Below are 18,768 nucleotides of genomic sequence, written 5' to 3'. Positions count from 1 at the left end.
TCAAAAGCTCAACAAGGAAAGTCAGGCACCAAAATCGTTGGACCACTGTTTTCAAGCTTATCGGGATAATCGATGGTGTAGTGCAGTCCTCGGCTTTCTTTTCTCGCCATCGCACAACGCACCATCAGTTCAGCCACTTGCAACAAGTTTCGCAGTTCCAACAAGTTGTTAGAGACACGGAAGTTGCTGTAGTACTCATTGGTTTCTTGCTTGAGCAATTCAATGCGTCGAAGTGCGCGTTCAAGACGCTTGGTCGAACGCACGATGCCCACGTAATCCCACATAAACAGGCGTAATTCATGCCAGTTGTGCTGGATCACCACCTCTTCATCGGAGCAACAAACAAGGCTGTCATCCCAATGGGGGAGGGAAGGTGGCACTTCTGCTTCTGACGCATGTTCGCCAATGTGCATCGCCGCTGCCCACGCGTAAACCACGCATTCGAGCAGTGAATTAGACGCCATGCGGTTTGAGCCGTGTAAGCCAGTGTAGCTGACTTCACCGATGGCATATAAACCACTTAGATCTGTTTGACCATTCCTGTCTACCATCACGCCACCACAGGTATAGTGCGCGGCTGGCACAATAGGAATGGCATCTTTGGTTAAATCAAACCCGAAAGTCAGCAGTTTTTCATGGATGGTCGGGAAGTGCTTGGACACAAACTCAGGATCTTTATGGCTGATGTCGATGTACATGCAATCTGCACCCAAACGCTTCATCTCGTAGTCGATAGCACGTGCCACTACATCACGAGGGGCAAGTTCCGCGCGCTCGTCAAAATCAAGCATGAAACGGGAACCGTCTGGCCGGCGCAAATAGGCGCCTTCGCCGCGCAGGGCTTCTGTCAGCAAGAAGTTACGTGCGTCTGGGTGAAACAAGCACGTTGGGTGGAATTGGTTGAATTCTAGATTGGCGACACGGCACCCTGAACGCCATGCCATGGCAATACCATCGCCGGAAGACACGTCAGGGTTAGAGGTGTATTGGTAAACTTTGGATGCGCCGCCAGAGGCTAATACCACGAATTTCGCTCGTACTGTTTCTACCGCTTCTCGGTCTCGGTTCCAAACATATGCACCTAACACACGGTTCGCACCAGAAATGCCAATTTTTTTACGCGTGATCAGGTCAAGGGCGTTGTGGCGCTCAAGCACGGTAATGTTTGGGTGTTGGTGAACGTTTTCTTGAAGTGATGTTTGCACCGCCATGCCTGTGGCATCGGCAGCATGCAGAATACGGCGGTGACTGTGTCCACCTTCTCGCGTTAAGTGGTACTTTGGCGAATCATCGTTGTCGTTCTCTTCGCGGTCGAAGGGTACGCCACCATCAATGAGCCACTGCACACAATCTTTTGCGTTCTCAGCAATGAATGTCACCACGTCTTCGTCACAAATGCCGTCGCCAGCAATTTGAGTGTCTTCAACGTGTGATTCCACGGAATCGCTTTCATCGAAAACGGCAGCAATGCCGCCTTGCGCGTAGTAGGTCGCGCCTTCGTTTCGAGGTCCTTTACTTAACACCATGACTTTTTGCGTTGGCGCGAGGTGAAGCGCCAAAGAAAGTCCTGCTGCGCCGCTGCCTATAACCAGCACGTCACAAATATGTTCTTGGTGATTGCCCATCGATTATGTATTCCTTTCACTCGAACGAATTGGCACCCGCATTTCCTGTGTCCGTCCGAGACAGCGTGATTTATTCTGAGATATCAAGCCAGTTTACACGAAACCGTGTAAACGGAGAATGTTCACATGCTAGAGACATTCGCATGGCACAATGCTTTACTGTGGGTATATACCTAGACCACGCAACATTGAAGCGAATGATAGGCACTGAACCCTTCATCTTGAGGTTATTGGGTATATCGCATGTCATGGTTTGACGGTTACAGAGTAGCCGTTCGATCTGGTAGACTTTGCGAGCTGGATCAGATCACGAGATGATTTCAGCGTCTAGTGGGAACTTTTCATTTTCTGCAAACTCTGACAATGTGCTCATTCATAAATGACTCGCTGTAAATATTATGCAGCAGAGCGCAGTGGCATAAGAGCATAAAGAAATACCAAACACAGACATGATGTCGATGAAGAATTGTAGGTTATGCATTACGCAGTACCTCTAGTGTATTGGTATCAATAATAAGGAGAAGGCGCTCGAATGAGCGAGCAGTTTACTGATCAAGCGCTAATCGAACGCGTACAAAACGGTGATAAACAAGCGTTTAATCTTTTGGTCATCAAATATCAGAATAAGGTGTGCAACCTTATCTCTCGCTATGTAAACAATAGCGGTGATGTGCCAGATGTGGCTCAAGAAGCCTTTATTAAAGCGTATCGTGCCTTGCCGGGTTTTCGCGGAGAAAGTGCCTTTTATACGTGGTTGTATCGCATTGCCGTCAATACAGCGAAGAATTATTTAGTCGCTCAGGGGAGACGTCCGCCAGCCAGTGATATTGATGCAGAAGATGCAGCAAATTACGAAAGTGGTGGGGCGCTAAAAGAAATATCGAACCCTGAGAACCTTATGTTGTCAGAACAATTGAAACAGGTCGTTTTTAGTACAATCGAGGCTTTGCCTGACGACCTGAAAACAGCAATTACATTGCGTGAAATCGATGGCCTAAGCTATGAAGAGATCGCAGAAGTAATGGACTGCCCGGTAGGAACAGTACGTTCGCGTATTTTTCGCGCCAGGGAAGCAGTGGATAAACGTGTTCGTCCGTTGATGAACCACTAGCGAATGACCTGTTTAATAACGGTGAAATAAATGGCTGAAAAAGAAAACCTATCTGCATTGTTTGATGGTGATACGACAGATCGTCGGCTGATTGATGCCCTCGAAAACGATGTGTCGGCGCAAGAAGCATGGAAGAGCTTCAGCGTCACCCGCGATGTGATGCGTGGCGATGTCCCTCAACATCTGAATTGGGATATCGCCGGCAGTGTTGCCGCTGCGTTGGAAAATGAGCCGACATACTCAGGTGAAACAGCAGAAAACGTTGTACCTATGCATGTCTCTCAACCAACCCCAGAGGTTGCACGTAGCGGTATGCCATCTTGGCTTCAGCAAATGACCCAAGTGGGTATGGCCGCTGCGGTTTCGTTGGCTGTGATTGTTGGTGTGCAGCAATACAATGGCGGTTCGGTAACAGATCCTGTATTAGCCGGTGCACAGCCTCCAGTACTGCAAACTATTCCATTGTCTGGTTCTGCAGAACCTGTCAGCTTGAGTCGTGAACCTTTGCAATCCACGTCTGACGAAGCTCAACTGATGGAACAACGCCGCCGTGTAAACGCGATGTTCCAAGACTACGAACTGCAGTTGCGCTTAAATGCTGATGATATTGCTGACAAAAACGATCTGCTAACCCCGGAAGTGAGCATACAAGATTGATGAAACCCCTCCTGATCGGTGTTGTTGCACTGGTCAGTCTGGTTGCGAATGCCTCGACGGATGAAAGTCCGGCCGAGGCATTGTTGCATCAAATGGGCCAGGCTACCGAGCAACTAAACTACGAACTCTCGTACATCTTGGTTCGAAAGAACAGTATCGAACCGTTGCGTTACCGCCATGCATTGGTGGAAGGCGAATCCTTTGGGCATATTGCCTACCTAAGCGGTCCCCCTCGAGAAGTGATCCGTCGGGGCGACGAAGTCAGTTACTTCGAGCCAGGCGTTGATCCGTTTACGATTAAAAGCGCACAGATGGTTGCGCCTTTGCCTTCTATTTTGCAAACCGACGTGAACCACCTTGCCAGCATGTATGACTTTGTCCCGCTAGGGCGTGCCCGTGAAGCGGGTCTTGCGTGTGATGTTGTGCGTGTGTCACCAAAAGACGGTGCGCGCTATTCTTATGTACTTTGGATAGATCAAGGTTCTCGCTTGCTGGTTCGCGCTGATTTGCTCGACCGCGATGGTGATCCTATCGAGCAATATCGCGCATTGTCATTGGTGGTTTCACCGAAATTGAGCGATGCCATGAGCAAACTTGCTGCATTGGAATTGCCGCCAGTGGTGCAAGTCCCTAAGCAAGAAAAATCGGAATTACGTTGGCAGGTCACCGCACTTCCTAATGGTTTTAAACCGATCTACAGCAATCGTCATCGTTTACTAATGACGGAGCGACCTGTTGAAAGTCAGATGTTCAGCGATGGGTTGTTTAGCTTTTCTGTGTATTTAGCAGAAGCTGACAACATGTCGGTACGCGAACAACTTGTTCGTAAAGGCGGGCGTACACTGCACAGCCATGTGTCAGGTAACGCTGAAATTACTGTGGTAGGTGATATTCCACCTGCAACGGCAAAGAAAGTGGCTGAATCCGTGCGATTCAATCCACCATCAGATGAAACCGCAACGGATGCGATCGCAACCGAGGCGAAAAGCCCATGATGACAGCATTGGCTGAAGTGACGGGCAGTGGAGACGGTTATCTCACTGTTCGTTGCCAGCAGAAAACCAGCTGTGGCAGTTGCGCGTCAAAAAGCAGCTGCGGCACGGGGGTGGTGAGCAACGCGTTACCAGGTAAAGTGCTTGATATTCGCGTGCCGTCATCTGAGCCCGTGCCCGCTGGCACCTTGGTCGAAATTGGCTTGGAAGAACAAACCGTGCTGAAATCTGCCATGCTGGTGTATGTCTTGCCGCTGATGTTTGCCATTGGCGGGGCGTTCATCGGGCAATTTTTATCAGACTTATTGGAAAGTGGCGAAGGGATAATCATTTTATCTTCCTTGCTTGCTGGTGGCCTAGGTATGGGCCTAGCGCGCCGTTTTTCCCGTAAATTGGAACAAGATACCGGGTCAACACCGTCACTGATTCGGGTTATTGGGGCTTCCGTTGCAGGGGCTGCGGTGATAAATGCCGCAACTGAGGATAGCGACTAGCCATTAATTTCGGTAGAATCCCGCCACTTGATCTATTGATCGTCAAATTTTCACTAACGAGTTAGTCACACCATCTATGAAGCACATTCGTAACTTTTCGATTATTGCCCACATTGACCACGGTAAGTCGACGCTGTCAGACCGTCTTATCCAGGTTTGCGGTGGTCTATCAGACCGTGAAATGGCCGCACAGGTTCTGGATTCTATGGATCTAGAACGCGAACGTGGTATCACCATCAAAGCACAGAGTGTGACGCTGAATTACACAGCCAATGATGGGGAAACCTATCAGCTGAACTTCATCGACACCCCAGGACACGTTGACTTCTCTTACGAAGTATCACGTTCTCTGGCGGCCTGTGAAGGTGCTTTGCTGGTGGTTGACGCGGGTCAGGGCGTAGAAGCTCAGACACTAGCTAACTGCTACACAGCCATTGAGATGGACCTTGAAGTGGTTCCAGTTCTCAACAAAATTGATTTGCCAGCTGCCGATCCTGATCGTGTTGCTGAAGAAATTGAAGACATTGTCGGTATTGATGCCACTGAAGCTGTTCGCTGTTCTGCGAAAACAGGTTTGGGTGTTGATCTTGTCCTTGAAGATATCGTGAAAAATATCCCTGCGCCAGAAGGTGACCCAAAGGCACCTTTGCAAGCATTGATCATTGACTCATGGTTCGATAACTACTTAGGTGTTGTTTCCCTCGTTCGTATTAAACATGGCGAACTGAAGAAAGGTGACAAGATCAAGGTGATGACGACGGGTCAAGTCTGGGGCGTTGATCGCATTGGTATCTTCACACCAAAACAAAAAGATACGCAAGGACTGCGCACTGGTGAAGTGGGCTGGGTTGTATGTGGTATCAAAGACATTCTTGGCGCACCGGTTGGTGATACGCTGACTCACGCGAAAAACGGTGCAGAAGCTGCGCTTCCTGGCTTTAAAAAAGTGAAGCCACAGGTGTATGCGGGTTTGTTCCCTATCTCTTCGGATGATTACGAGAACTTCCGTGATGCGCTAGGTAAGCTTAGCCTGAATGATGCGTCGCTATTCTACGAACCAGAAAGCTCTGCTGCTCTAGGTTTCGGCTTCCGTTGTGGTTTCCTTGGCATGTTGCACATGGAGATCATTCAGGAGCGTCTTGAGCGTGAATACAATTTGGAGCTGATTACAACAGCACCAACCGTAGTGTACGAAGTGAAGAAAACAAATGGCGATATCTTGTATGTCGATAGCCCAGCTAAATTGCCTGCGGTAAACGACATTGAGATCATGGGTGAGCCGATTGCTCGCTGCCATATTTTAGTGCCTTCTGAATACCTTGGTAATGTGATCACATTGTGTGTCGAAAAACGCGGCATGCAAGTGGACATGGTTTACCACGGTAAACAAGTTGCCTTGACGTACGACATTCCGATGGCTGAAGTGGTTTTGGACTTCTTTGACCGTCTGAAATCAACGTCACGTGGCTACGCGTCACTGGATTACAACTTCCAACGCTATGAAGCATCAAACATGGTGCGTGTTGACGTGCTATTGAACGGCGATAACGTGGATGCGTTGGCGATCATTACGCACAAAGATCACGCTCAGAATCGTGGTCGTGATCTGGTTGAGAAGATGAAAGAATTCATCCCTCGTCAGCAATTTGATATCGCGATCCAAGCGGCGATCGGCACACACATCATTGCACGTTCAACCGTGAAACAATTGCGTAAGAACGTGATTGCAAAATGTTACGGTGGTGATATTAGCCGTAAGAAAAAACTACTGCAGAAACAGAAAGACGGTAAGAAACGCATGAAGCAGATCGGTAACGTCGAACTGCCACAAGAAGCGTTCCTCGCAATTCTGCATGTAGGCAAAGACAAATAATAAAAAAGGATTAAGGGTTAAGGGAACACTATGGCAAATACTTTCTCACTGATTCTGGTGCTGGTCACCCTATTGACTGGGATTATCTGGGCACTGGATAAATTCAGATGGGCACCACGTCGCGCCGAACAAGCGGCAGAAACGCTCAATCTGGCAAGTGGTGAGATAAGTGAAGAACAGATCGCACAAGTTGCCCCTCAGCCTAGCTGGGTGGAAACCGCCGCTTCTGTGTTCCCTGTTATCGGCCTTGTATTGGTATTGCGCTCGTTTATTTACGAGCCTTTCCAAATTCCTTCAGGCTCTATGATGCCTACTTTGCTGGTGGGTGACTTCATCTTGGTTGAGAAGTTTGCTTACGGCTTGAAAGATCCGGTGTTCCGTCATCAGCTTGTTGAGACGGGACAACCAGAACGTGGTGATGTTGTGGTATTTAAATACCCACCGCAACCGAGCATTGATTTCATTAAACGTGTAGTCGGTATGCCGGGCGACATCGTGCGTTACAGCGAAGACAAACGCCTTTGTGTTCAACAAAAAGGCGAGTCTACGTGTGAATTGGTCGCTGTGGACGATGTCCACGAAAGCCCGTTTACGCAGCGCGGTGTGTCGCTTATTCAAGCGCAAGAACAGCTTGGCCAAGAACCCCACCAGATTTTGGTTAACCCTTACATGCCGAATCAGGCAGGTCAGTACTACCCAACCCCTGGACTGGGTGAGTGGGTTGTACCTGAAGGGCAATACTTTGTGATGGGTGATAACCGTGACAACAGTAAAGACAGCCGATTCTGGGGCTTTGTCCCAGAAGCCAATTTGGTGGGTAAAGCAGTAGGTATCTGGACCAGTTTTGAATTTGATGAGCAAGGCGATAGCTTCTTGCCATCATGGGTACCTGTCGGCGTGCGCTTCGAGCGTATCGGCGGCATTGATTAACTTGGAACAACATGACAACACCAACAAATAAATTACAGCGTCGTATTGCGTATGAATTTCGCGATATGGCGCTTCTTAGTCTCGCCCTTACTCACCGCAGTGCTAGTGGTCAACACAACGAGCGTTTAGAGTTTCTGGGTGATTCTATTTTGAGTTTCGTTGTTGCTGACGATCTCTACCATCGTTTCCCGAACGTTGATGAAGGTGACATGAGCCGCATGCGTGCGACCTTGGTTCGTGGTAATACTCTGGCTGAGCTAGGCCGTGAGTTCGAACTGGGTGATGTATTGCAACTGGGGCCGGGTGAGTTGAAAAGTGGCGGTTTCCGTCGCGACTCTATCCTTGCTGATGCTGTAGAAGCAATTATCGGCGCAATCTACCTCGACAGCGATTTGGAAACGGTCCGTGGGATTGTTTTGGGTTGGTATAAAGAACGTTTGGACACCATCATGCCCGGCGCGAACCAAAAAGACCCGAAAACACGGTTGCAAGAATTCTTGCAAGGACGTCGTAAGCCATTGCCTGCCTATAATGTAACGAAGGTACAAGGCGAGGCGCACAACCAGCAATTTACGGTTGAATGTGAAGTGGCAGGTCTGGAACGACCTGCAGTAGGTAAAGGCAGTAGTCGTCGCAAGGCAGAGCAAGCGGCTGCAGAACTGGCATTAGAAAAGCTGGACTCATGACAGACACGCACGAAATTCACCACTGTGGCTTTATCGCCATCGTTGGTCGCCCTAACGTGGGTAAATCGACACTTCTGAACCGTTTAGTGGGCCAGAAACTGTCTATTACTTCTCGTAAACCGCAAACCACGCGTCACCGCATCATGGGTGTCGATACGCGCGACGGTTTCCAAGCGGTATACGTGGATACACCTGGGCTTCACATTGAAGAAAAGCGCACCATCAACCGATTGATGAACCGCGCGGCATCAAGCTCATTGACCGATGTTGAATTGGTACTCTTCCTCGTTGACGGTACACACTGGACCGAAGATGACGAAATGGTGCTGAACAAGCTCAAGAAGTCTGAATTACCCGTTGTTTTGCTGATCAACAAAGTCGACAACGTAAAAGAAAAAGCGGACTTGTTCCCACATCTTCAAGCATTAAGCGAGAAGATGGACTTCGTTGATGTTGTGCCTGTTTCTGCGAAGAGCGGTAAAAACATCGATGTGGTTGAGAAACTGGTGCGTGCGCATTTGCCTGAAGGCGATTGGTACTTCCCAGAAGATTACGTGACAGACCGTTCACAGCGCTTTATGGCGTCTGAAATCATCCGTGAAAAGCTGATGCGTTTTACGGGCGATGAACTACCGTATGCCGTCACCGTTGAAATTGAGCGTTTTGACTACAACCCAGACACTGATGGCTTTGAAATCAATGGCCTGATCTTGGTTGAGCGTAACGGTCAAAAACGCATGGTGATCGGCAAAGGTGGCGACAAAATCAAAACCATCGGTCGCGAAGCCCGCCTAGACATGGAAGATTTGTTTGAACGCAAAGTCTACTTAGAGCTATGGGTGAAAGTGAAATCAGGTTGGGCAGACGACGAACGTGCACTGCGCAGCCTTGGCTACATCGACGATCTTTGATCGCCGAATATTCAGAATAAGAAAGGTGGGGTATGGAAGGCTTGCAGCGTTGCTTTGTCTTGCACTCTCGCCCTTATAGCGAAACCAGCCTTATTCTGGATGTCTTTAGCGAAAATCACGGGCGCGTTAGCCTTATGGCAAAAGGCGCTCGTGGTAAACGCTCTCCCCTAAAAGGCGCACTTCAGCCTTTTACCCCGCTTTTAATGAAATGGTCTGGTCGCGGTGAGATGCATACGATGCGTCACGCTGAAGCCATGGGCCTTGCTATTCCTCTTTCTGGTAACGCTCTCTTTTCTGGTTTCTACCTCAATGAAATTCTCAGTCGTGTGGTTGAGCCTGAAACGGCGTATCACCAATTGTTCTTCGATTATGTTTCTGCATTAACAGAGCTCGCACAATTCGAAAACCCTGAACCTGCACTACGCCGATTTGAGTTGGCCTTGCTGGAATCATTGGGCTATGGTGTTGATTTTCTGCATTGCGCCGGCAGCGGTGAACCTGTTGGGGAAGGAATGACATATATATTCCGAGAGCAAATGGGATTTGTTGCCTCGCTCATGAAGAGCCACAACCTTGCATTTCAAGGCAGTGATTTAATTGCGCTCTCAAGTCGCCAATTCTCGACCACTGAACAGTTAAAAGCCGCCAAGCGCTTTACACGGCTGGCCCTCAAGCCTTATCTTGGCTCAAAGCCTCTCAAGAGCAGAGAGTTATTTTTGTTACGAACAAGGAAATCTACGCAATGAATACCATTTATTTGGGCGTCAATATTGACCACGTGGCAACGGTTCGAAATGCACGCGGCACCAAGTACCCTGATCCTGTCCATGCCGCTGAAATTGCAGAGCGTGCAGGTGCCGATGGTATTACTGTTCACCTCCGTGAAGACCGTCGCCATATTAAAGATCGCGATGTTTACTTGCTGAGAGATACCCTGCAAACACGCATGAACCTTGAAATGGCAGTGACAGATGAGATGGTCGCTATCGCGTTGGATGTGAAACCTGCTTATGTTTGCTTGGTGCCAGAGAAGCGCGAAGAGCTGACCACTGAAGGTGGACTGGACGTGGTGGGTCAACTTGAAAAAGTGAAAGCGGCTACTCAAACACTGGCGGAAGCAGGTATTAAAGTGTCACTGTTTATCGATGCTGATCGCGAGCAGATTGATGCAGCAAAAGCCTGTGGTGCACCTTACATAGAGCTTCATACGGGTCACTACGCCGATGCTGAATCTGATGAAGACATGCAGGCTGAGCTGAAAAAAATTGCCGCCGCCGCGAGCTACGCAGCTGATCAAGGCATTAAGGTAAATGCGGGTCATGGCCTGACATACCACAACGTGACGCCAATTGCGGCTATCCCTGAAATCTACGAGTTGAACATCGGTCACTCGATTGTGGGCCGTGCCGTGTTTGATGGCCTGTCAAAAGCCGTGGCTGACATGAAAGTGATCATGCAGGACGCGCGTCGCTAATGTCGGTTGTGGGTCTAGGGACAGACATTGTTGAAATCGCGCGATTTGATGACATCATCGCGCGGAATCAAGATGCCTTTGCCAAGCGTGTGCTTACGAACTCTGAGCTCGAAAAGTATGGCGCGACCAAGTTTCCAGCCCGCTACCTTGCTAAGCGTTTCGCCGTAAAAGAAGCGGCGTCTAAAGCCTTGGGAACAGGCATTGCCTGTGGCGTCACGTTTCACGACTTTGAAGTGTCCAACGATGCTTTGGGTAAACCGATTGTGGCTTTCTCTGGCGTTGCTAAGCAGATGGCGGACGAGCGTGGCGTGACCAACATTCTTCTGACCATTGCGGATGAAAAACGCTATGCCGTGGCGACGGTGTTATTAGAGCGTTCATGAGTCTACGCACAAACATAAAAATGCCCGCACATTGCGGGCATTTTTGTCTCTGGCTCTTTTTAAACGTAAAGAGACCGAGTGCGTTTACGCTTGGAAACGCTTAAAGATCAGTGAGGTGTTCACACCACCAAAAGCAAAGTTATTGCTCATGATGTAATCGCAATCAATATGACGGTTTTCACCTCGGATGTAATCAAGATCGCCACAGGCTGGATCGATGTTTTCAAGATTTAGTGTCGGGCTAAAACGGCCTTCATTCATCATTTCGATAGCAAGCCAGGCTTCAATCGCACCGCATGCGCCGAGCGTATGGCCAAAGTAGCTTTTCATCGAACTGATTGGAATTTGATTGCCAAAGACGTTTGACGTTGCTTGAGATTCAGCAATATCGCCTTTTTCTGTTGCTGTGCCATGCGCAGATACATACCCAATTTGAGAGGGCGTTAAGCCTGCGTTTTGCAGTGCCATTTCCATACAAATTTGCATGGTTTCCATTTTAGGCTGTGTCACGTGGGCAGCATCGCAGTTGCTGGCAAAGCCGACCAATTCAGCCAGAATCGTTGCGCCACGAGCAACCGCATGTTCGTATTCTTCCAGCACCAAGGTTCCAGCACCTTCGCCAATCACAAGGCCGTCACGGTCTTTGTCGTACGGGCGCGGTGATGTTTCAGGGGCGTCGTTTCTCAAGCTTGTCGCGAAAAGGGTATCGAACACGGCTGATTCTGTCGGGCAAAGCTCTTCAGCGCCGCCTGCAACCATGGCTGTTTGATAACCGTGTTTAATGGCTTCGAACGCATAGCCAATGGCTTGACTGCCCGACGTACATGCACTGCTGGTTGGAATAACGCGGCCTTTAAGACCAAAGAACAGACCCACGTTAACCGCGGTGGTGTGCGGCATCATTTGCACGTAGGTGGTGGCTGTAATGGCTTTGGTGGTTTTGTCATTCAACATGACACCGAAAGCGCCGATAGCGGGTGTACTGCCCGTTGATGAGCCATAAGCGATACCCGTTTGGCCATCGGTGAGCGTGTCGCTGCCAATCAGCCCGCTCTGAACCAAAGCGTTCTCTGTCGCTACGGTGGAAAGTTTCGAGACTCGACCCATACCGCGCAGTTGCTTGCGGTTGTAATGCGAAGGCACTTGAAAGTCGCTGATCGGCGCGGCGAGCTTGGTGTTTAGTCCGTCATACTGTTCGTAATCTGGCATGTAACGTACCGCATTTTTAAGCTCATCGAGCTTGGCGCTAACGTCTTGCCAGTTGTTACCAAACGCAGTGACACCGGACATACCAGTGACAACAACTCTGCGGTTCATATGAGGCCTCCATTGACTGAAATGACTTGTCGCGTGACATAGCCTGCGATGTCTGACATCAGGTAGCTAACAAGGCCTGCGACTTCTTCAGGTTCGCCCATGCGACGCAAAGGAACTTGTGGTAGCGCATGTTCTTTTACATGCTCGTCAATCATGCCTGTATCGATCAAACCGGGTGCGACGCAGTTGACCGTGACTTTTCGCTTGGCCAACTCCAATGCCAGTGCTTTTGTTGCACCGATAATGCCCGCTTTCGCCGCGCTGTAATTGGTTTGACCGCGGTTGCCCATCATACCGGAAACAGACGCCATGGTAACAATGCGCCCGCCTCTGCGGCGTTGAAGCATCGGCATGATGCATGGGTGAAGCACGTTGTAGAAACTGTCTAGGTTGGTATGAACCACGCCATCCCATTCTTCAGCTGTCATCGCTGGGAAGGCGGTATCTGCGGTAACGCCAGCGTTGTTCACAACGCCGTAGTAGCCACCGTGTTCTGCAATATCGGCTTCTAAAGTTTCACGGCATTGTTCACGGTTGCTGATGTCAAAACTGATGAGGCGACCTTGTCCATTTTCAGCTTGAATAGCAGCGAGTGTGTCTTTTGCACCTGCTTTATCTCGGCCATAGTGCACCACCACAGAAAACCCATCTTTTGCGAGTTGCAGTGCAATCGCTTTACCGATGCCTTTGCTGGCACCCGTTACCAGTACATCTCTGTTCATTGGGTATCCCTGTTCATCATCTGTTCGAGTTTTTCTTTTGGCGGTACAAATGCGTTGAGCTGCGCGGTGGCAATCTCAACGCCGTCATGTTCTATTCGGCAAGCAAAAACGGCCATGCCGTTGCTTTCCATCATGTGATCAGCATGAATGTCTAACACCTGCCCAGCAGGAAATACGCTGGTGTCAGTGTTGTAGCGACGACTGCCGAGCAAGAAGCCGACAGGCGGTTCGCCGCCTTCATGCCAAGCGTGATACCCCGACCACGCAGCAATGGTTTGGGCCATTAACTCAATGCCGACCCAACCTGGGATCGCTTTTATCTCTTGATCAAAAAAGAGGTTGCTCTCTTTTGAGGTGACGCGGCAGTGAATGTGTTTTTCACCCACATCGATCATGTCGTCGATCAAGATCATGGGTGCTTCGTGAGGAAGCAAATCATTCACATGAGGTACTGTTTTCATACGTGTCCAAAAATCAGGCTGATATTGTTACCGCCAAACGCAAAGGAGTTACTCAAAATGGCCGGTTTTTCCAGTGTATCGCCGAGCTGTGCCAATCGAATCGGCGCGACATCCGTTGCATGCGCTTGTTGATGCTTTGATACGGGTAGCGGCAGTGAATGTTTCAATACGTGCCAACAAATGCTGGCTTCAATGGCACTGGCTGCGCCTAAAGTGTGTCCCGTCAGCGGCTTTGTCGAACTCACAGGTACGTGTTCACCTAAGGTGCGTAAAATGGCTTTAGATTCCATCGCATCGTTCAATGGCGTAGACGTACCGTGCGCATTCACATAACCAATGTCATTCGCGGTGAGATGCGCATCCTCCAGCGCGTTTCTCATTGCTCGTTCAGCACCATCCCCTTCAGGGTGGGGCGCTGAAATATGGTGCGCATCAGAACTGTCTCCCGCGCCGAGTAATGCAATATGAGGAAGGTCAGAAGGCCGCTCAAGCGAGAGAAGCATAAAAGCCGCTGCCTCACCAATATTTATCCCGTTTCGGTTCTCTCCGAATGGGTTGCAAAGCTCAGGAGAGATTGAATCCAACCCATGGAACCCGTTCACTGTTAACGCACACAAACTATCAGCACCACCAACGATCACTGCATCGGCAAGGCCTGCTTTTAATAACCGTTTCGCGGTGAGAAAAACGCGGCCGCTGGATGAACATGCGGTTGAAACCGTATAGTGCAACCCCGTTAGGCCAAAATAGTCACTGACGAAGTCTGATAGGTTACCGAGTTCTTGCTGGTGGTAATGGTAAGTTTTTGGGAATTCACCCTGATCAATGTAATGTTTTAACGCGCGCTCACCGTCTGAAATGCCGGACGTGCTCGAGCCTAATACCACGGCAATGCGATCAGGGCAGAAACGCGCTTTGGCATCATTAACGGCATCAGACAGTTGCAGCAACGCAGAGAGTGCCAGTTGGTTATTGCGTGTCTGCTGATGTGAAGGAAAAGCTTCCAATGACGGCAGTGCGCCCACTGCGCGACCGACGGTCACCATGGTGTCATCGTTCAACCGAAAGCGCTCGCCGGACATACCTGGGCTAATGCCTCGTTTTAAGCTGGAATGAATCTCATCGAGAGTGCTGCCAAGTGCGGAGTGCGCACCGCAGGCATGTATGTAAACGGGAGTCATGAAGTTTACCGCCTTGGTGTTGAAATTAGCGTCCGTTCGGGCTCAGGGTGTTAATCGTAATGCGATAATGTTGTTGTTTGTGTTCGTATTGGATGAAGGCTGGCACCGTCCCCAATTTGAAGGGTTCATCATACTGTATTTCAACCACGGTTTCGCCGCTCGCATCGCGTAAGATGCGATGCTTATCTTGTTCGATCAGCGTCCAACCAATGGGCTTGAGATGCGGTGCCCATGCTTCCACTGGCCAGAGTGTAATCATCAAATTCATCAAGATTTGTCGGCTGTCTGGTAACACAATACCGAGGCCTGCTAGCGCATCTTCTTCGAGTCGGCCCTTCTCATACGTGGCGGTAATCAAGCGGGTTCCCCATGCCGAAAACCCGACCAACACCACACGCTCAGAAGATATTTCTAAATGCACCGGAAGCGTATGTGCTTCACCTTCCCAATCTGCGTTAATGAGTTGGCTAACACTCACGCTGCCGCCAAATTCTGCGGGTGTGGGGAGGGTGACAGATACCCCTTTGGCTAGCTCAACGCGGTTGTCAGATTCAGGCGTGCTTAAAAGCGTTGAACAGCCCATAAGGCTTATGGCCAAGATAATGAGAAACGCAAATCGTTTGATCATTTAGCGATACCCTTACTGTTTGCGCGAATCGCGATGGGGGAAAGAAGCCAAGCGGCACTGATACCCACGAGCACCGTAATGCCAAAGCTGTGAATGGCTTCTGTGTTGCTAAGGGACAGCAGACCAAACGCGAGCAAGGTGGTGAGCGCCGCTAAGGTGTTTGCTACCCACGCGCGAAGGCTGTCTTTCTGCTCGGCAAAGAAGAGGGCGTAATCAATGCCGATGCCCATCACGAGAAACAATGCCAGCAAGTTGAACAAGTTCATTGGCACACTGCTCAGTGCGCCTGCGGCCAAACCTATACCCGCTGCCAATACGGGCGCGATAAGAACTCGGCACGCGTTTTTCATGCCAAAGCGAAGGCTAAGTAAGATAAGAATGATGATGCACGACAACCCAATGAACACGCTGATACGCTGGCGGTAATCACCAAACAGACGCGATACCTCCTCGGCTTTGTTGAGCCAACTGACATGGGAGTGATGAGCAAGGGCGGCTTTCACATTGGCAGGAGAAGACACATCTTGGAGCAACACGAGCGCTGCGAATTGATCGTCAATGTCTCCGAGCCAAAGCGGTTGAAATTCACGGCCACTCGGTGACTGTAAAAAATCACGGAGTGTGAATGGTGTAAAAGCCTGTTTGAGTGTTGGAACCTCAGCCAAGCCGAGCTGCGTCGCCAGTTTTTCTGCCTGTGAGGCATAAAGCGCTTCGACGCGTTGATAGTTGTCTTTTTGTATCGACAAGGGCGGCACATAGTCGGCGAGCGTTTGGTAACCGCTGATATCACCGAAGGCTTTAAGCGCATCAAGAGACGGCGTTAATGCATTGAGTGACGTGAGTACCGCCTGTTCGCTATTGCCGCGCACCAACAGCATAGGCTGGCTGCTTCCCATCCCTGAAATATCTTGAATGCGTTGTTCTTGTTGTTTGAGTGACGGTGGCAGTGACTGCAACTTCTGAATGTTGTCATCGTAATCGGCATACACTAACCCGAGCACGCCGATACCCAGTGCAATGCACATGACGCCTCGCTGCCATGAGGCTTTTTGCCAAGGCGCGAGACACCAAACCGCTGCGCGTTGCCATGGCAGCGTTCTTTTTTTTGCCAGCTTCGCGGCAAGTAAGGGATACCAGCACATCACGCTGAGGTAAGCGCCAATGAGCCCTGCGGCTGAGAACACCGCGAGTTGTTGAAGGCCGGGAAAAGGCGCAGCAAACATGCTCAAGTAGGCGATTAACGTTGAGGCGAGGCCAAAGGTGATAGGTACAGCGACCGCACGCCAGCCAGCGTTGGCGTTCCATTTGTCGCCCATTGCCATTCTTTCCGTTAAGAAATGGAAAGAGTAATCGATGGAAACACCGATCAAACTGGCTCCAATGACCAGACTGAATAAGTGAATTTGTCCAAAGATGAGCAAACTGACGGAAAAGGCAGTGATAACCCCTGAGCCAATGGAAAGCAGCGCAAGGCTGACGGGCAAAAGGCTGCGATACACAAACAACACCAAGAGCAAAATACCCACCATGGACCCAACACCAATGGTGCTGATTTCTGACCGAGCACTCTCTGCGCCAAAGGCCGCGTAAAACACGGCGCCAGTATGCAGAACGTCCGCACCGTACTGCGTTTTTAGCTGCGCTTCAGCCTGATACAAATCTATGAGCTGTTCTTGTATGGGCACACTGTAGGCACTGCCTGACAGGCTTGCACGCACCAAGGTGTAAGTCTTGCCTTCAAACTGGGTGGTGAGCACATTGTCTTTTAGCGTAAAACGGCTGTTTTGCGCACCGAGGTGTAATAAGAAATCACGGAACAATAAGAAAGGATCGTGCGCGAGCTCTGCTCCGGTGACGCCTGAAAAGGGGTTATAGATGGATTGAATGACATGCGCAGTTTGTGCAGAGGGATTGTCAGCAAGCCTTTGGCGTTGTTCTGTTGTCAGCAGTTGCGATTTCACAGGCGCAAAGACAGTGCCCCATGAGTTTTGTTCATCGTCAGACATTTCTGCTTTGATGCTATCAAACAACGGAAGCTGTGTTAGCTGAGAGGTAAGTGCTTTTGTGGCTTCAATGGCAACACTTGGTGACGCGTGACCGACAAGAATAACAACCTGATCTTCAATGTTCTCAGCCGCTTGTTGGAACGCCTTTTGTGCCAATGGGTCTTGTTGGTTTTTAGGCAGAAGATTGAGGACATCAGTGTCCAACATTGGCAAATCACTAGGCTGGCGCCACAGTGAGGTTGCGAAGAGCAAAACAAGAACAAGCAACCAGCCTGTTGCTTTAGTCAGCAAATTCACCTAGTTCTTCTTCTGTCAGGTTCGTGGGTGTGAAGGTCACATTGGTAAAGCGAATCTCTGAATGATCGCCTCTGACTTCGTGCAAGGTCAACATATCGATGTGCTCTGTGCCTTGAAGCGTGATTTCTTTAAATACCTGAGACAGCGGCGGTTGTTTTGGGGTTAACACCAAATGCCACTTCTCTGTGGTTCCCGTTAGCTGCAAATCAAACTGCGCTGCTAGAGCGTCGGTATCTCCTTGGAACAGAGATAAAAATAAACGACTGAAGTAGAACACCATCGGATTGTCATCCGCATTGACGATGTTGTCTGCTTGCCCAGGGATGCGCTGTGTCAGGGTTTTCCCTGTTAATACCAAGGACAGCGGAAAGGGGGTGGCTTGTTGCCACAATAGGCCGTCGGTCTGGCTCAATAGGAATGCACCTTGGGACACCAATGGCATGTCCAACATGGCGAGATGACGCGTTTGGGTAAAATCACCACGTGTGATGTCATGTGCTGAAAGGCGTGTCTGTAAATCAGACAAGGTTAATGCGTGCGCAGGAAAGACACACACAAACAGCAATAGCGCAGAGAACAAACGGCGGCATTTATTGAGCACTCAGGTACGCCTCGAGTTTTTGGGTAAAGACGGTCGGAGAGACAAAACACATCTCTTCTGTGTCGATGCTGACGGCCACTTGAATGGTGTGGCCTTTGGTTAAGCGTTTGCGGGTGGCTGCATCGTAAATCACGTAATCGGTGCGAAGGCGATTTTCCCATTCGGTGAGCTTGGCGGTAACGATGATGGATTGGTCAAACTTGATGGGCTTTACGTAGCGCACAGCGGCATCAATGATTGGCCACATGTAGCCTGACTCTTTCATCGCCATGTAGCCATAATCGAGTTGTTCCATCATGGCGCGACGGGCTTCTTCGAAAAAGCGGAAATAGTTTCCGTGGTAGATCACACCCATAGGATCGGCGTCCTGAAACGCCGTCCTTAGAGTAACCTCAGCCTGTAAAGTGGCTTCTGGCATA

General features: G+C 49.8%; 19 protein-coding genes and 1 pseudogene. 11 read left to right on the top strand and 9 right to left on the bottom strand.

Going from position 1 to position 18,768, the window contains the following annotated elements:
- Positions 1-8: 8 nt before the first annotated feature.
- A complete protein-coding gene (gene nadB / locus BM082_RS18815) occupies positions 9-1,625 on the bottom strand; it encodes an L-aspartate oxidase (RefSeq protein WP_017011796.1) in 1,617 nt (538 codons plus the stop codon).
- A 532-nt stretch (positions 1,626-2,157) separates the two neighbouring features.
- Here nadB and rpoE point away from each other — a divergent pair.
- The 11 genes and pseudogenes from rpoE to acpS all read left to right on the top strand — a co-directional run bounded on the left by rpoE (position 2,158) and on the right by acpS (position 11,136).
- Positions 2,158-2,736, top strand: coding sequence for an RNA polymerase sigma factor RpoE (gene rpoE / locus BM082_RS18810; RefSeq protein WP_017011797.1), 579 nt, complete (start codon positions 2,158-2,160; stop codon positions 2,734-2,736).
- 30 nt (positions 2,737-2,766) lie between these two features.
- The gene (locus BM082_RS18805) at positions 2,767-3,393 is read left to right on the top strand and encodes an RseA family anti-sigma factor (protein ID WP_074928151.1); all 627 of its coding nucleotides are present in this window, start codon (positions 2,767-2,769) and stop codon (positions 3,391-3,393) included.
- On the top strand, positions 3,393-4,388 hold the full coding sequence (gene rseB / locus BM082_RS18800; protein WP_074928149.1) for a sigma-E factor regulatory protein RseB: 996 nt from the start codon (positions 3,393-3,395) through the stop codon (positions 4,386-4,388). The genes BM082_RS18805 and rseB overlap by 1 nt, the downstream gene beginning before the upstream one ends.
- The gene (locus tag BM082_RS18795) at positions 4,385-4,879 is read left to right on the top strand and encodes a SoxR reducing system RseC family protein (RefSeq protein WP_017011800.1); all 495 of its coding nucleotides are present in this window, start codon (positions 4,385-4,387) and stop codon (positions 4,877-4,879) included. Before rseB ends, BM082_RS18795 begins: the two co-directional genes overlap by 4 nt.
- A gap of 76 nt (positions 4,880-4,955) precedes the next feature.
- The gene (lepA, locus tag BM082_RS18790; RefSeq protein ID WP_017014402.1) at positions 4,956-6,752 is read left to right on the top strand and encodes a translation elongation factor 4; all 1,797 of its coding nucleotides are present in this window, start codon (positions 4,956-4,958) and stop codon (positions 6,750-6,752) included.
- Positions 6,753-6,782: 30 nt separating this feature from the next.
- Positions 6,783-7,682, top strand: coding sequence for a signal peptidase I (gene lepB / locus BM082_RS18785; protein WP_017011802.1), 900 nt, complete (start codon positions 6,783-6,785; stop codon positions 7,680-7,682).
- Between the two features lie 11 nt (positions 7,683-7,693).
- On the top strand, positions 7,694-8,368 hold the full coding sequence (gene rnc / locus BM082_RS18780) for a ribonuclease III (protein WP_017011803.1): 675 nt from the start codon (positions 7,694-7,696) through the stop codon (positions 8,366-8,368).
- 11 nt (positions 8,369-8,379) lie between these two features.
- Positions 8,380-9,279, top strand: a pseudogene (gene era, locus BM082_RS18775) (GTPase Era); the annotation flags it as partial.
- Positions 9,280-9,311: 32 nt separating this feature from the next.
- Complete coding sequence (recO, locus tag BM082_RS18770) at positions 9,312-10,025, top strand: DNA repair protein RecO (protein ID WP_017011805.1); 714 nt, start codon at positions 9,312-9,314, stop codon at positions 10,023-10,025.
- Positions 10,022-10,753: a pyridoxine 5'-phosphate synthase gene (pdxJ, locus tag BM082_RS18765; protein WP_074928147.1), complete on the top strand. Its 732-nt coding sequence runs from the start codon at positions 10,022-10,024 to the stop codon at positions 10,751-10,753. Before recO ends, pdxJ begins: the two co-directional genes overlap by 4 nt.
- Positions 10,753-11,136, top strand: a complete 384-nt coding sequence (gene acpS, locus BM082_RS18760) for a holo-ACP synthase (protein WP_017011807.1) — start codon at positions 10,753-10,755, stop codon at positions 11,134-11,136. The genes pdxJ and acpS overlap by 1 nt, the downstream gene beginning before the upstream one ends.
- Positions 11,137-11,220: 84 nt before the next feature.
- Here acpS and BM082_RS18755 read toward each other — a convergent pair whose 3' ends face one another.
- The 8 genes from BM082_RS18755 to BM082_RS18720 are packed head-to-tail and all read right to left on the bottom strand — an operon-like array spanning position 11,221 to position 18,767.
- Complete coding sequence (locus BM082_RS18755) at positions 11,221-12,453, bottom strand: beta-ketoacyl-ACP synthase (RefSeq protein ID WP_017014404.1); 1,233 nt, start codon at positions 12,451-12,453, stop codon at positions 11,221-11,223.
- Positions 12,450-13,175, bottom strand: a complete 726-nt coding sequence (locus BM082_RS18750; RefSeq protein ID WP_074928145.1) for a 3-ketoacyl-ACP reductase FabG2 — start codon at positions 13,173-13,175, stop codon at positions 12,450-12,452. Before BM082_RS18750 ends, BM082_RS18755 begins: the two co-directional genes overlap by 4 nt.
- On the bottom strand, positions 13,172-13,636 hold the full coding sequence (locus BM082_RS18745; protein WP_017014405.1) for a hotdog family protein: 465 nt from the start codon (positions 13,634-13,636) through the stop codon (positions 13,172-13,174). The genes BM082_RS18750 and BM082_RS18745 overlap by 4 nt, the downstream gene beginning before the upstream one ends.
- Complete coding sequence (locus BM082_RS18740) at positions 13,633-14,817, bottom strand: beta-ketoacyl-[acyl-carrier-protein] synthase family protein (RefSeq protein ID WP_074928143.1); 1,185 nt, start codon at positions 14,815-14,817, stop codon at positions 13,633-13,635. Before BM082_RS18740 ends, BM082_RS18745 begins: the two co-directional genes overlap by 4 nt.
- Before the next feature lie 25 nt (positions 14,818-14,842).
- Positions 14,843-15,445 carry a DUF3261 domain-containing protein gene (locus BM082_RS18735; protein ID WP_017017989.1) on the bottom strand — a complete coding sequence of 201 codons (603 nt, stop codon included), beginning with the start codon at positions 15,443-15,445 and terminating at the stop codon, positions 14,843-14,845.
- Entirely contained in the window at positions 15,442-17,748 is a 2,307-nt protein-coding gene (locus BM082_RS18730; protein WP_244276051.1) for an MMPL family transporter, read from the bottom strand. Before BM082_RS18730 ends, BM082_RS18735 begins: the two co-directional genes overlap by 4 nt.
- Positions 17,732-18,349 (bottom strand): LolA family protein, encoded by a 618-nt coding sequence (locus BM082_RS18725; RefSeq protein ID WP_017011814.1) that lies wholly within the window; start codon positions 18,347-18,349, stop codon positions 17,732-17,734. The genes BM082_RS18730 and BM082_RS18725 overlap by 17 nt, the downstream gene beginning before the upstream one ends.
- Entirely contained in the window at positions 18,339-18,767 is a 429-nt protein-coding gene (locus BM082_RS18720; RefSeq protein ID WP_026024715.1) for an acyl-CoA thioesterase, read from the bottom strand. The genes BM082_RS18725 and BM082_RS18720 overlap by 11 nt, the downstream gene beginning before the upstream one ends.
- Position 18,768: the final 1 nt, after the last annotated feature.

The sequence above is a fragment of the Enterovibrio norvegicus DSM 15893 genome, assembly GCF_900115495.1.
GTDB classification, from domain to species: Bacteria; Pseudomonadota; Gammaproteobacteria; order Enterobacterales; family Vibrionaceae; genus Enterovibrio; species Enterovibrio norvegicus.
This window is presented reverse-complemented; position numbering and strand designations above follow the sequence as displayed.